This window comes from Clavibacter zhangzhiyongii (genome assembly GCF_014775655.1).
GTDB classification, from domain to species: Bacteria; Actinomycetota; Actinomycetes; order Actinomycetales; family Microbacteriaceae; genus Clavibacter; species Clavibacter zhangzhiyongii.
Genome location: NZ_CP061274.1, coordinates 2,332,609 through 2,345,248 on the forward strand (window position 1 = coordinate 2,332,609; position 12,640 = coordinate 2,345,248).

Here is a 12,640-nt window from a genome sequence, read left to right on the forward strand (position 1 = left end):
CGGCGGGCGGGTGGTCGATCCAGTCGAGTCTAGGCTCCGGATCCGCGCGGGTACACGGATCCGGGGCCTCCGGACGCCCCCTGTTCGGGAGCGTCCGTCCGGCGGTCGGGGCTAGTCGCGGACCGGGAGGTCGCGCGCGCCCTGGCCGATGTAGAGCTGCTGCGGACGGCCGATCTTGGTCGACGGGTCCTCGTTCATCTCGCGCCAGTGCGCGATCCAGCCGGGCAGGCGCCCGATGGTGAACAGCGCCGTGAACATGCGCGTGGGGAAGCCCATCGCCTTGTAGATGACGCCCGTGTAGAAGTCGACGTTCGGGTACAGCTTCCGCTCGATGAAGTAGTCGTCGGCGAGCGCGACCGCCTCGAGCTCCTTGGCGATGTCGAGCAGCGGGTCCTGGATCCCGAGGGCGGCCAGCACCTCGTCGGCGCTCTCCTTCACGAGGCGGGCGCGCGGGTCGAAGTTCTTGTAGACGCGGTGCCCGAAGCCCATGAGGCGGACGCCGTCCTCCTTGTTCTTCACGCGCTCGACGTAGCGGTCGACGCCCTCGCCGGAGTCGCGGATGCGGCCGAGCATGGAGAGCACGGCCTCGTTCGCGCCGCCGTGCAGCGGGCCGAAGAGCGCGCCGATGCCCGCGGAGACGGAGGAGAACATGTTCGCCTCGGTGGATCCGACGAGCCGCACGGTCGACGTCGACGCGTTCTGCTCGTGGTCCTCGTGCAGGATGAGGAGGCGCTCGAGCGCGCGGCTGACCACCGGGTCGACCTCGTAGGGCTCGGCGTTGTTGCCGAAGTTGAGGCGCAGGAAGTTGTCGACGAAGCCGAGCGAGTTGTCCGGGTAGAGGAACGCCTGGCCGAGGCTCTTCTTGTGCGCGTACGCCGCGATGACCGGCAGCTTCGCCAGCAGGCGCAGCGTCGAGATCTCGACCTGCTCGGGGTCGTGGACGCTCAGCGAGTCCTCGTAGTAGGTGGAGAGCGCCGAGACCGCGCTGGAGAGCACCGACATGGGGTGCGCGTTGGTGGGCAGGGCGCGGAAGAGGCCCTTGAAGTCCTCGTGCAGGAGCGTGTGGCGGCGGATGTCGTCCTCGAACCGGCCGAGCTCGTCGCTCGTGGGCAGCTCGCCGTGGATGAGGAGCCACGCCACCTCGAGGTAGCTCGACTGGCGCGCGAGCTGCTCGATCGGGTAGCCGCGGTACCGGAGGATGCCCTGCTCGCCGTCGATGTACGTGATGGCGGAGCGGGTGGACGCCGTGTTGACGAAGCCGTTGTCGAGCGTGGTGAGGCCGGTGGCCTTCGTGAGCCCGGAGATGTCCATGCTGGAGGCGCCGTCCACCGCGGGGAGGATGGGGAACTCCACCCGGCCGCCGGGGTACGTCAGCGTGGCCGTCGGCTTCTCCGCCTTGGGCTGGTCGTCCGCCTGCTGCCCGCCATCGGTCACGGCGCCTCCTCGAGTCTGGTGGTGGATGGATCGGGGGATGCGCGCCGACGGGCGCTCGTGGCGCCGTCGCGGCGCCGGGATCCGAGCCGACTACAGCCTAAAGGGCCGACCGGGACACTGTCGCCTCCGCCAGCATCCGCTCCGATCCGTTGGAGGTCGTGCTACGCGGTCGCCTGCGCGCGGAGCCGCTCGGCCGCGCGCTGCACGCGCTCGTCGGTCGCCGTGAGGGAGAGGCGCACGTGCTCGGGCGACGCGTCGCCGTAGAAGGGGCCGGGGCCCGCGAGGATCCCGAGGTCGGCGAGCTCCGCGATGCCCTCCCAGGCGTCGCGGCCGCGCGTGGCCCAGAGGTAGAGGCCGGCCTCGCTCGCGTCGATGCGCCAGCCGGCGTCCTCGAGCGCGGGCCGGAGCACGGCGCGGCGGGCGCGGTACAGCTCGCGCTGGGCGCGCACGTGGGCGTCGTCGCCGAGCGCCACCGTCATGGCGTGCTGCAGCGGCGCGGGCGGGAGGAGGCCCGCGTGCTTGCGCACGCGGATCAGCCGGGCGATGAGCTCCCGGTCGCCCGCGACGAGGGCGGCCCGGTACCCGGCGAGGTTCGACTGCTTGCTCAGCGAGTACAGCGCGAGGACGCCCGCGTGGTCGTCGCCGACGACGCGCGCGTCGAGGATCGAGGGCGTCGGGCCGTCGGCCCACTCCCCCTCCCAGCCGAGCTCGGCGTAGCACTCGTCGCTCGCGATGACGGCGCCGAGCTCGCGCGCGCGGCCGACCGCGGCCCGCAGCTCCGCCACGCCGAGCACGCGGCCGTCGGGGTTGCCGGGCGAGTTCAGCCAGACCAGGCGCGTGTGCGCGGGCCACTCGGCCGGGTCGTCGGCGGGCACGCTCTCGGCGCCCGCGAGCGCCGCGCCGACCGCGTAGGTGGGGTACGCGACGCGCGGGTGGACGACCGCGTCGCCCTCGCCGAGGCCGAGCATGAACGGCAGCCAGGCCACCATCTCCTTGGAGCCGATGGTCGGCAGCACCTGGTCGGCGCCGAGCGTCGCGTTCCGGCGCCTCGCGTGCCAGTCGACCATCGCCTGCCGGAGCTCGGGCGTGCCGACCGTGGTGGGGTACGCGTGCGCGTCCGTGGCCCAGGCGAGGGCGTCGCGGATGAGCGTCGGCGTGGGATCCACGGGCGACCCGATGCTGAGGTCGACCATGCCGTCGGGGTGCCGGGCGGCCCGCTCGGCGTAGGGGGCCATGAGGTCCCAGGGGTAGTCGGGCAGCTCGCCGAGGGCCATGCGCGTCAGCCGTTCTGGGGCGGGAGCGCGGCGATGACGGGGTGGTCGGAGTGCGTCACGCCGACCTTGGTGGCGCCGCCGGGCGAGCCCATCTCGGCGAAGAACTCGACGTTCGCGGTGTAGTAGTCGCTCCAGCGCTCGGGGAGGTCGTCCTCGTAGTAGATCGCCTCGACGGGGCACACGGGCTCGCAGGCGCCGCAGTCCACGCACTCGTCCGGGTGGATGTAGAGCGACCGCTCGCCCTCGTAGATGCAGTCCACCGGGCACTCGTCGATGCAGGCGCGGTCCTTGACGTCGACACAGGGCAGGGCGATGACGTAGGTCACTTCGGGCGGGTCCTTCCGGGAGCGGTGCGGCCCGGACGAGTCTACGCGGCGCGCGGACCGGTCCCGGCCGGGGCGGCCGCGCCGGACGGGGCCTCGGCCGCCCCGGCCGCGGGATCCGCCCCGGTGCCCGCGGCGGGCCGACGCGTCGAGAACCGCGGCCAGACGACGATCGCCGCGACGACGACCGCGGGTGCGAGCGCCCAGACCTGGCTCACCCCGTCGTCCGGGAACAGCACGGATCCGCCGGGGCCGCCGGTGCCGAGCACCGCGACCGCCGCGACCGCGCCGAGCCCGAGGCAGAGCGCGTGCAGCCGGTCGACGAGCAGGAGCCGGAACGCCACCAGGAGGCAGGCGAGCGTCGCGAGCGCGAGCACGAGGCCCACCGGCAGCGCGACGCCGCCGACGGGCAGGGTGGCGCGGTGGGCCGCCGTGCCGATGACCCCGACGAGGAGCCCGAGCACGAGCGAGGCGGCCGCCGTGCCGAGGCGCTGGGCGCCGCGCGGGGGCTGCGGGGTGCCGTCGTCCTCGACCGCGCCCGCCGGGTGGTGCAGGCGGTACATCTCGACGCCGGCGATGGGCGCGCCGACGCCGTGCGACAGCGCGAACTGGTCGCCGTCGACCACGGTCTGGGTGCGGTGCGCGGCGACCGCGCGGATCTTCCGGTCGAGCACCGCGGACGCGTCCACCCGGAGGTCCACCGCCTCGTCGGGCAGCACGAGGGTGCCGGCGGGATCCGCGTCGGGCGCCGGGAACCGCCCGCGCACCGCCACGAGGTCGTGCGCCTCCCGTGCGGAGGACGCCGTCGTGGTGATGAGGTACGCGGGGATCCCGGCCTCCTCCGCCGCCCAGGTGGCGATGACGTGGGTGCGCACGTGGTCGGGGTGGCCGTAGCCGCCGTGGTCGTCGTAGGTGACGACGCTCGTGGCGTCGACGTCGGCGATGACGGCGAGCACGTCGCGCGCCTCGTCGGCCTCGTCGCCCGCGCACAGCGAGTCGGGATCCAGCGGGCGGAGCGCGACGGGCACGCCGTCCTCGCCCCACTCCATCCCGGAGTCGACGTAGCGGCGGGGCTCGAGGCCGCGCCAGCGCGCGTCCGCGTCGCCGAGGAAGCGGTGGTCGTCGACCCCGAGCGCCGCCATGGCCGCGGCCAGCTCGGTCTCGCGGTGGTCGGCGAGGGCGCGCAGGTCGCCCTCGAGGTGGCGGAGCTCCGCGGGGATGACCTCGCCGCGCTCCCCGCGCGTGCAGGTGAGCACCGTGACGGGCACGCCGTCCTCGACGAGCTGCGCGATGGTGCCGCCCGTGACGATGCTCTCGTCGTCGGGGTGGGCGTGCACGAAGAGCACGTGCTCGCGCTCGGGGCGGCGGATGCGGGCGGCCCGTTCGGGGCGGGACGTGCCGGTGGTCATCGGGCGATCCTATCCGCGCGCCGACCGCGGCTCCCTGGACGCGGGCGCCCGCCGGACGCATCGCCGCGGGGGCCGGGCCGGGAGTGCGACTGGACGCGCCCCGCCCCCCGCGCTACTGTGCACGAGGTAAGGCAAGCCTCACCTACATTTCCCCACATCAGCAATAGGGCGCGCCCCGCCGCGTCCGCCGCCGGAGAGGCGTCCCGCGTGTTCGCGAACTACCTGATCGGCCTGCGCGAGGGCCTCGAGGCCGCGCTGGTCGTCACGATCCTCATCGCCTACGTCGTCCGCATCGGCCGCCGCGACGTGCTCGGCCGGCTCTGGCTCGGCGTCGGACTGGCCGTGCTCCTCGCCCTCTCGATCGGCGCGGTGCTCACCTACGGCGCCTACGGCCTCACCTTCGAGGCGCAGGAGGCGATCGGCGGATCCCTCTCCATCGTCGCCACGGGCCTCGTCACGTGGATGGTGTTCTGGATGGCCCGCACGGCGAAGGACATGCGCTCCGAGCTGCAGGGCGCCGTCGACCGCGCCATCGCGGGCGCCGCCTGGGGCCTCGTGGCGGTCGCGTTCCTCGCGGTCGGACGCGAGGGCATCGAGACGGCGCTCTTCCTCTGGTCGGCCGTGCAGGCGACGGGCGCCACGACGCTGCCGCTGGTCGGCGCGGGCCTCGGGATCCTGACGGCCGTCGCGCTCGGCTGGCTCGTGTACCGGGGCGTCCTCCGCATCGACCTCGCGCGCTTCTTCACCTGGACGGGCGCGCTCCTCGTCGTCGTCGCCGGCGGCGTGCTCGCGTACGGCGTGCACGACCTGCAGGAGGCGGGCATCCTGCCGGGGCTCAGCTCCCTGGCGTTCGACGTCTCGGGCGCCGTGCCGCCGGGATCCTGGTACGGCACGCTCCTCAAGGGCACCGTCGGCTTCTCCCCCGCCACCACCTGGCTCGAGGCGGCCACGTGGGTGCTCTACGTCGTGCCGACGCTCGCGGTCTACCTGACCCTGGCGCGACGCGGGCGGCGGTCTCGTCCGGCGCGCGCCGCGGCGCCCGCCGCCGAGACCGCTCCCTCCCCCGCTCCCCGCGTCGCCGACGCGCCCGCCGCGCGCTGACGCCGCGCGCCCTGCCCTCCCTTCCTCCCTTCCTTCCCTCCCGATCCGCCCACCGCCGGCACCGCCGGCCCGCTCCCCCCCCCCGAGGCCCCATGAAGCGCTCCACCCTCCCCGCCGCCGCCCTGCTGGCCAGCGCCGCCCTCGCCCTCAGCGGCTGCGTCGCGAACGCCCCGTCGGGATCCGCCGGCGCGGGCGCGGCCGACGCGTCCGGCGTCACGCAGCTCACGGTCGACAGCTCGGCCGACGCGTGCGCCGTGTCCGCCGCGACGGCGCCCAGCGGCACCGTCTCGTTCCACGTCACGAACTCGACCGACCAGGTCACGGAGTTCTACCTGCTCGCGGACGACGGCCTGCGCATCGTCGGCGAGGTCGAGAACGTGAGCCCCGGCATCGAGCGCGACCTCGTGCTCACCGCCCAGCCCGGCGACTACTTCACCGTGTGCAAGCCCGGCATGGTGGGCGACGGCGTCGGCCGCGCGCCCTTCACCGTCACGGGCGACCAGGTCGCGCTGGCCGGCGACGCCGAGCAGCAGGGGAAGGACGCGGCGGCCGCGTACGCCGCCTACGTGAAGGACCAGGTCGGCCGCCTCCTGCCCGCCACGCAGGAGTTCGCGGACGCCTACCTCGCGGGCGACGACGAGAGGGCGCGCGCGCTCTACCCGACGGCACGCGCGTACTACGAGCGCGTGGAGCCGGTGGCCGAGTCGTTCGGCGACCTCGACCCCGAGATCGACTTCCGCGAGGCCGACGTCGAGCCCGGCACCGAGTGGACCGGCTGGCACCGCATCGAGAAGGACCTCTGGCAGCCGGCGCCCGACGCGAACGGCGGCGACGTCTACGCGCCGCTCGCCGCCGCGGACCGCGCGCACTTCGCCCAGGAGCTCACCGCCGACACGCAGCGCCTCTACGACGCGGTGCACGCGGACGACTTCTCCGTCGACATCTCCACGGTCTCCAACGGGGCCGTGGGCCTCATGGACGAGGTCGCCTCCGGCAAGATCACCGGCGAGGAGGAGATCTGGTCGCACACCGACCTCTGGGACTTCCAGGCGAACCTCGAGGGCGCGCGCGTCGCGTACGAGGGCGTCCGCGACATCGTCGCGCCGAAGGACCCGGAGCTCGTCTCCGCGCTCGACGCGCAGTTCTCCTCGCTCGAGAAGGACCTCGCGGCGTACGGTTCCCTCGAGCAGGGCTTCACGCGCTACGACCAGCTGTCGACCGAGCAGGTCAAGGGCCTCGCGGACGGCGTCAACGCGCTGTCCGAGCCGCTGTCGAAGCTCACCGGCGCGCTCGTCGGCTGATGACGGACCACGTCGACGCCCCCGCCGAGGCCGCGGGCACCGCGGAGGCCGCGGGCAGCACGGAAGCCGCGGGCACCGCGGAGGCCGCCCGGCCCGGCATCTCCCGCCGCGGGATCCTCGGCCTCCTCGGCGCGGGCGCGCTCGGCGGCGGCCTCGTGGGATCCGCCGCCGGCGTGATGGCCGACCGCGCCTTCGCGGGCGCGCGCCAGGCCGCGGGCGGATCCACGTACGCGTTCCACGGGCCGCACCAGGCGGGCATCACGACGCCCGCGCAGGACCGCCTGCACTTCGCCGCCTTCGACGTCGCCGACATCGACCGCGCCGGCCTCGTGTCCCTCCTCCGCGACTGGAGCGCGGCTGCGGCGCGCATGACGGCGGGCGGATCGGCGGGCGCGCTCGGCGCGGTCGACGGCCCCTACGACTCGCCGCCCGACGACACGGGCGAGGCGCTCGACCTCCCGCCCGCCGGCCTCACGATCACGTTCGGCCTCGGCCCGTCGCTGTTCACGAGCCGCGACGGCGTCGACCGCTTCGGCATCGCCGACCGCCGTCCCGCCGCGCTCGTCGACCTGCCGCGGTTCCCCGGCGAGGCGCTCGTGCCGCAGGCGACGGGCGGCGACCTCTGCATCCAGGCGTGCAGCGACGACCCGCAGGTCGCCGTGCACGCCATCCGCAACCTGTCGCGGATCGCGTTCGGCCGCGCGTCGATCCGCTGGTCGCAGCTCGGCTTCGGCCGCACGTCGTCCACGAGCCGCGCGCAGGTCACGCCGCGGAACCTCTTCGGCTTCAAGGACGGCACCGCCAACGTCAAGAGCGAGGACACCCGCCAGGTCGAGGACCACGTCTGGGCCGACGCCGGGTCCTCGCCCGCCGAGGCGTGGATGCAGGGCGGCTCCTACCTCGTGGCCCGGCGGATCCGCATGACCATCGAGACGTGGGACCGCTCGTCGCTCCGCGAGCAGGAGCGCGTCGTCGGGCGCACCAAGGGCTCGGGCGCGCCGCTCAGCGGCGGCGAGGAGGCGACCGCGCCGGACTTCCACGCCACGGGCCGCGGCGGCGCGCCGCTCATCGATCCCGCGTCGCACGTGCGCCTCGCGCACCCGGACGCGAACGCCGGCGCGGTGCTCCTGCGCCGCGGCTACAACTTCGTCGACGGCAACGACGACCTGGGACGACTGAACGCGGGCCTGTTCTTCCTCGCGTTCCAGCGCGACCCGCGCACGCAGTTCATCCCCATCCAGCGCAGCCTCGCGAAGGACGCCATGAACGAGTACCTGCGGCACGTCGGCAGCGGGATCTGGGCGGTGCCGCCGGGCGCGAGCCGCGGCGGCTACGTGGGCGAGACCCTCCTCGAGGGCTGAACCCCGGCAGCGGGCGCCGGCTCAGGGCGCCGGCAGAACCACGTACGTCGCGATCGGCGACCCGAGGTCCGCGGAGACCGTGACGATGACGGTCAGCGCGTCGGTCGTGAACCGCCCGTACCCGCTCGCGTCGTCGGACGCGACCTCGCTGGACGCGTAGCCCGCGGCCTCGAGCCGCGCCCGCGCGTCGGCGAACCCGTCCGCGACGTCCGGCACCTGGACCTGCGCGACCCAGCCGGCGTCCTCGGGCGCGGCTCCCCCGCCGAGCAGCCGCCCCTCGGGGAACGGCACGGCGTCGGAGGGGAACGAGTCGGGCACGTGCCCGTCGGTCGACACCTGCACCTTGCCCAGCGTGTCGCCCACGACGTCCTCGACGCCGTGGCGCACCTGCTCGGCGCCCTCGTGGGCGGCGTCGCGGACGGCCTCGCCCACCTCGCTGCAGCCGGTGAGCGCGAGCCCCCCGACGAGGACGAGCCCGGCCGCCAACCCCCTCCTGCGGAGGGACCTGCCGGACGGGCTCGTCGGGGTCATGCCGTGCTAGGCGTTCTGCTTCTTCAGCCGCGAGGTCTTGCGCTGTCGGGCGTTGGCGTCCAGCTCGACCTTGCGGATCCGGACGAACTCGGGCGTGACCTCCACGCACTCGTCCTCGCGGGCGAACTCGAGGCACTCCTCGAGCGTGAGCTTCCGCGAGGGCGTCATGCGCTCGAAGGAGTCGGAGGTGGACTGACGCATGTTGGTCAGCTGCTTCTCCTTGGTGATGTTCACGTCCATGTCGTCCGCGCGCGAGTTCTCGCCGACGACCATGCCCTCGTAGACCTCCTGGGTGGGCTCCACGAAGAACGACATGCGCTCCTGCAGGGCGACCATGGCGAACGGCGTGGCGACGCCCGCGCGGTCGGCGACGATCGAGCCGTTGACGCGCGTGGTGATCTCGCCCGCCCACTGCTCGTAGCCGTGCGACACGGCGTTGGCGATGCCCGCGCCGCGCGTGATCGTGAGGAACTCCGTGCGGAAGCCGATGAGGCCGCGCGACGGGACGACGAACTCCATGCGGACCCAGCCGGTGCCGTGGTTGCTCATGCCCTCCATGCGGCCCTTGCGGGCGGCGAGGAGCTGCGTGATCGCGCCGAGGTACTCCTCGGGCGAGTCGATGGTGAGGTGCTCGTACGGCTCGTGGACCTTGCCGTTGACCTGCTTCACGACCACCTGCGGCTTGCCGACGGTGAGCTCGAAGCCCTCGCGGCGCATCTGCTCCACGAGGATCGCCAGCGCGAGCTCGCCGCGGCCCTGGATCTCCCACGCGTCCGGGCGGCCGATGTCGACCAGCTTGATGGACACGTTTCCGATGAGCTCGCGGTCGAGGCGGTCCTTGACCATGCGGGCGGTGAGCTTGTGGCCCTTGACCTTGCCGATGAGCGGGCTCGTGTTCGTGCCGATGGTCATCGAGATGGCCGGGTCGTCCACCGTGATGGTGGGCAGCGGGCGCACGTCGTCGGGGTCGGCGAGGGTCTCGCCGATGGTGATGTCCTCGATGCCGGCTACGGCGACGATGTCGCCGGGGCCCGCGGACTCGGTCGGGAAGCGGTCGAGCGCCTTCGTGATGAGGAGCTCGGTGATCTTCACGTTCTTGACGGTGCCGTCGTGCTTGACCCAGGCGACCTGCTGGCCCTTCTTGATCGTGCCGTTGAAGACGCGGAGGAGGGCGAGGCGGCCGAGGAAGGGCGACGCGTCGAGGTTGGTGACGTGTGCCTGGAGCGGGTGCGCGTCGTCGTAGGTCGGCGCGGGGACGTGGTCGAGGATCGCCTTGAACAGCGGCTCGAGGTCGTCGTTGTCGGGCAGCTCGCCGTTCTCCGGCTTGTTGTCGCTCGCGGCGCCGTTGCGGCCGGACGCGTAGACGACGGGCACGTCGAGGATCGCGTCGAGGTCGAGGTCCGGGTGCTCGTCCGACATGTCGGACGCGAGGCCGAGGAGGAGGTCCTGGCTCTCGGCCACGACCTCGTCGATGCGCGCGTCGGGGCGGTCGGTCTTGTTGACCAGGAGGATCACGGGGAGCTTCGCCTCAAGCGCCTTGCGGAGCACGAAGCGCGTCTGGGGCAGCGGGCCCTCGGACGCGTCGACGAGGAGCACGACGCCGTCGACCATGGAGAGGCCGCGCTCGACCTCGCCGCCGAAGTCGGCGTGACCCGGGGTGTCGATCACGTTGATGACGATGGGCGAACCGTCGGCGTGCTTCCCGTTGTAGAGCACCGCGGTGTTCTTCGCGAGGATCGTGATGCCCTTCTCGCGCTCGAGGTCGTTCGAGTCCATCATGCGGTCCTCGCCCTCGAAGTGGGCGTCGAACGAGTTCGTCTGCTTGAGCATGGCGTCGACCAGGGTGGTCTTGCCGTGGTCCACGTGGGCCACGATGGCCACATTGCGGAGGTCGTTGCGCGCGACTAGCGCCATAGTGCTGTCCTTCAGTGGGAAGAGGATGCTGGCCTTGTCATCAAGGGAGTAGGGCGAAGAGCCGCCGTCTGCTATTCCCAGCGCCGCAAGTCTACCGTGCCTGCGCAAGCCGGGCTCAGGAGGCGGCGGAGTCGAGCGTCCAGCGCCACGCGTCGTCGAGGATCCCGGCCTGGTGCGACGACACCTGCACGCCGTCGACGCCCGCCCGCATCGCCGCGATCGCGGGGTGCTGGTAGAGCGGGAGGCCGGTGCGGTCGCCGTACATGCGGCGGTCCAGGCGCAGGAGGAGCTCGTCGCGCGCGTCCCGGTCCTCGGTGCGGCTGAGGGAGGTGAAGAGCGTCGCGACGTCGGGGTCGGACGTGGCCCGGCCGTCGCGGGCGTCGGCGCGCGCCTCGTGCGCGGCGCGGATCCCCGCGACCGACGGGTAGGCGTCGTCCGCGTCGAGGAGCGCCGCGTCGTAGGCGCCCTCCTGGCCGAGGACGCTCTCCCACTGCGGGGTCGAGCAGTCGGTCACGACGAAGCCGGCCTTGGCGGCCGAGTCGCGGATGGCCTGGAAGGCGGCGGTGCGGCGCGGGTCGGCGGGGTCGTAGAGCACGCACACCTCGGGCGCCGGCTGGCCGACGCTCGCGAGCAGCTGGCGCGCCTCGTCGACGTTGATGTCGTCGAAGCGGCTGGATCCGTTGGAGCGCACCTGCTCGTCGTAGCCGTCGGCGCCCGGCGCGAGCACGAACGAGTCGCGGGTGCCGGCGTCCGGGTCGACGGGCGTCACGGCCTCCCGGAGGATCGCCTCGCGCGGGATGGTGGACAGGAACGCGGTGCGCACGGCGACGTCGGACATCGCGGGGTCGCGGGCGCCGAGCGTCTGCAGGTCGAGGCGCTCCCAGCTCGAGGACGCGCCCGTGACGACGCGGGCCCCGTCGACGTCGCCGAGCGCGTCGACCACGTCCTCGTCGGCGGCGGGCGCGATCACGTCGACGTCCCCCGCCTGCAGCGCGGCGACCGCGGCGGCGGGATCCTCGATGGTCGACACCACGAGTCGCTCGACCGACGGCCGGTGCGTGCCCGTGTAGAAGCGGTTCGCCCGCAGCGTGATGGAGGTGCCCGGGTCGATCGACTCGATGGCGTACGGCCCCGAGCCCACCGCGCGGTCCGGGTGCGCCGCGATCTCCGCCACGCCGAACCCGCGGTTCCACGCGTCGGAGATGGGCGAGAGCAGCTCGGGCGCGCGGTCCTGCACGGCGTCGACGAGGGTCTGCTTGGCGCGGCCCGGGCTCGACATGTCGAGCCCGAGCTGGGCGACGCTGTGCGCCGGCAGCCCGACCTCGAACGCGAGGCGCCAGTCGGGCGCGTACTCGTCGAAGACCATGGTGATGGACCGGCCGCCGTCGCCGATCTCGGGCGTCCGCGTGACGTGCGTGAGCGCCTCGTCCTCGGCGGCGTCGAAGTAGACCGTGTTCTCGGGCAGCGGGCCGGTGTAGCCGTTGGTCGTGTCGTCCACGTACCCGGCCGGGTCGTAGCCGGGCGTGTCGAGCGCGCCGGATCCGGCGGCCCAGGCGAGCAGGAGGTCGGCCGCGTCAACGGGCTCCCCGTCCGACCATCGGACGCCCTCCGCGACCGTGTACTCCACGGTGAAGGGGTCGCGCGAGACGACGCGCGCCGATCCGTACCCCGGGTCGGTCGCGACGGTGCCGTCCGCGGAGACCTCGGAGAAGCGCGAGTTCGTCGCGTGCACGATCTCCCGGTTGCCGTCGGTGCCGCCCGTGCGCGAGGCCGCGTTGTACGAGGTGAAGGTGGTGGGGAGGGCCGCGCGGATCTCCGTGTCGGCCACCGTGCCGGTGGTCGGCGAGCAGGCGGCGAGCACCGCGACGAGCGCGAGGGCGACGGCGGCGGAGGCGCCGCGGAGCGACCGGCGGATCCCTCGCGGGCGTCGGGCTCGAGCGGCCCCGGGGCCTCGCGTGTCGCTGTCCATCGCCCTCGATCCTACGCGAGCGG

General features: G+C 73.7%; 10 protein-coding genes. 3 read left to right on the top strand and 7 right to left on the bottom strand.

Translation table 11 applies throughout. The features are described 5' to 3' along the window. Positions 1-111: 111 nt before the first annotated feature. The 4 genes from H9X71_RS11000 to H9X71_RS11015 form a co-directional block, all read right to left on the bottom strand. Positions 112-1,434 (bottom strand): citrate synthase, encoded by a 1,323-nt coding sequence (locus H9X71_RS11000; protein ID WP_191147132.1) that lies wholly within the window; start codon positions 1,432-1,434, stop codon positions 112-114. Between the two features lie 161 nt (positions 1,435-1,595). Next, positions 1,596-2,708: a succinyldiaminopimelate transaminase gene (gene dapC, locus H9X71_RS11005; protein WP_191147133.1), complete on the bottom strand. Its 1,113-nt coding sequence runs from the start codon at positions 2,706-2,708 to the stop codon at positions 1,596-1,598. A gap of 5 nt (positions 2,709-2,713) precedes the next feature. Continuing rightward, the gene (gene fdxA, locus H9X71_RS11010; protein WP_043674720.1) at positions 2,714-3,034 is read right to left on the bottom strand and encodes a ferredoxin; all 321 of its coding nucleotides are present in this window, start codon (positions 3,032-3,034) and stop codon (positions 2,714-2,716) included. 41 nt (positions 3,035-3,075) lie between these two features. Beyond that, entirely contained in the window at positions 3,076-4,440 is a 1,365-nt protein-coding gene (locus H9X71_RS11015; RefSeq protein ID WP_191147134.1) for a PIG-L family deacetylase, read from the bottom strand. A gap of 207 nt (positions 4,441-4,647) precedes the next feature. On the opposite strand from H9X71_RS11015, the gene efeU reads away from it, so the two are divergent. The 3 genes from efeU (at position 4,648) to efeB (ending at position 8,203) form a co-directional block, all read left to right on the top strand. Beyond that, positions 4,648-5,541: an iron uptake transporter permease EfeU gene (gene efeU, locus H9X71_RS11020; protein WP_191147135.1), complete on the top strand. Its 894-nt coding sequence runs from the start codon at positions 4,648-4,650 to the stop codon at positions 5,539-5,541. 92 nt (positions 5,542-5,633) lie between these two features. Next, on the top strand, positions 5,634-6,842 hold the full coding sequence (efeO, locus tag H9X71_RS11025) for an iron uptake system protein EfeO (RefSeq protein ID WP_191147136.1): 1,209 nt from the start codon (positions 5,634-5,636) through the stop codon (positions 6,840-6,842). Next, positions 6,842-8,203 carry an iron uptake transporter deferrochelatase/peroxidase subunit gene (gene efeB, locus H9X71_RS11030; RefSeq protein WP_191147137.1) on the top strand — a complete coding sequence of 454 codons (1,362 nt, stop codon included), beginning with the start codon at positions 6,842-6,844 and terminating at the stop codon, positions 8,201-8,203. The genes efeO and efeB overlap by 1 nt, the downstream gene beginning before the upstream one ends. Positions 8,204-8,224: 21 nt before the next feature. Here efeB and H9X71_RS11035 read toward each other — a convergent pair whose 3' ends face one another. From H9X71_RS11035 to H9X71_RS11045, 3 genes are all read right to left on the bottom strand, one after another. Continuing rightward, positions 8,225-8,689: a hypothetical protein gene (locus tag H9X71_RS11035; RefSeq protein WP_244961593.1), complete on the bottom strand. Its 465-nt coding sequence runs from the start codon at positions 8,687-8,689 to the stop codon at positions 8,225-8,227. Positions 8,690-8,740: 51 nt separating this feature from the next. Beyond that, a complete protein-coding gene (gene typA, locus H9X71_RS11040) occupies positions 8,741-10,648 on the bottom strand; it encodes a translational GTPase TypA (protein WP_191147139.1) in 1,908 nt (635 codons plus the stop codon). A gap of 115 nt (positions 10,649-10,763) precedes the next feature. Further along, a complete protein-coding gene (locus H9X71_RS11045; RefSeq protein WP_191147140.1) occupies positions 10,764-12,617 on the bottom strand; it encodes an ABC transporter substrate-binding protein in 1,854 nt (617 codons plus the stop codon). Between the last annotated feature and the right edge of the window lie 23 nt (positions 12,618-12,640).

What these genes read in the sequence shown, in the direction of transcription:
- dapC (WP_191147133.1), bottom strand. Translation starts at nt 2,708, where the DNA reads ATGGCCCTCGGCGAGCTGCCCGACTACCCCTGGGACCTCATGGCCCCC.
- H9X71_RS11015 (WP_191147134.1), bottom strand. Translation starts at nt 4,440, where the DNA reads ATGACCACCGGCACGTCCCGCCCCGAACGGGCCGCCCGCATCCGCCGC.
- efeO (WP_191147136.1), top strand. Translation starts at nt 5,634, where the DNA reads ATGAAGCGCTCCACCCTCCCCGCCGCCGCCCTGCTGGCCAGCGCCGCC.
- efeB (WP_191147137.1), top strand. Translation starts at nt 6,842, where the DNA reads ATGACGGACCACGTCGACGCCCCCGCCGAGGCCGCGGGCACCGCGGAG.
- typA (WP_191147139.1), bottom strand. Translation starts at nt 10,648, where the DNA reads ATGGCGCTAGTCGCGCGCAACGACCTCCGCAATGTGGCCATCGTGGCC.
- H9X71_RS11045 (WP_191147140.1), bottom strand. Translation starts at nt 12,617, where the DNA reads ATGGACAGCGACACGCGAGGCCCCGGGGCCGCTCGAGCCCGACGCCCG.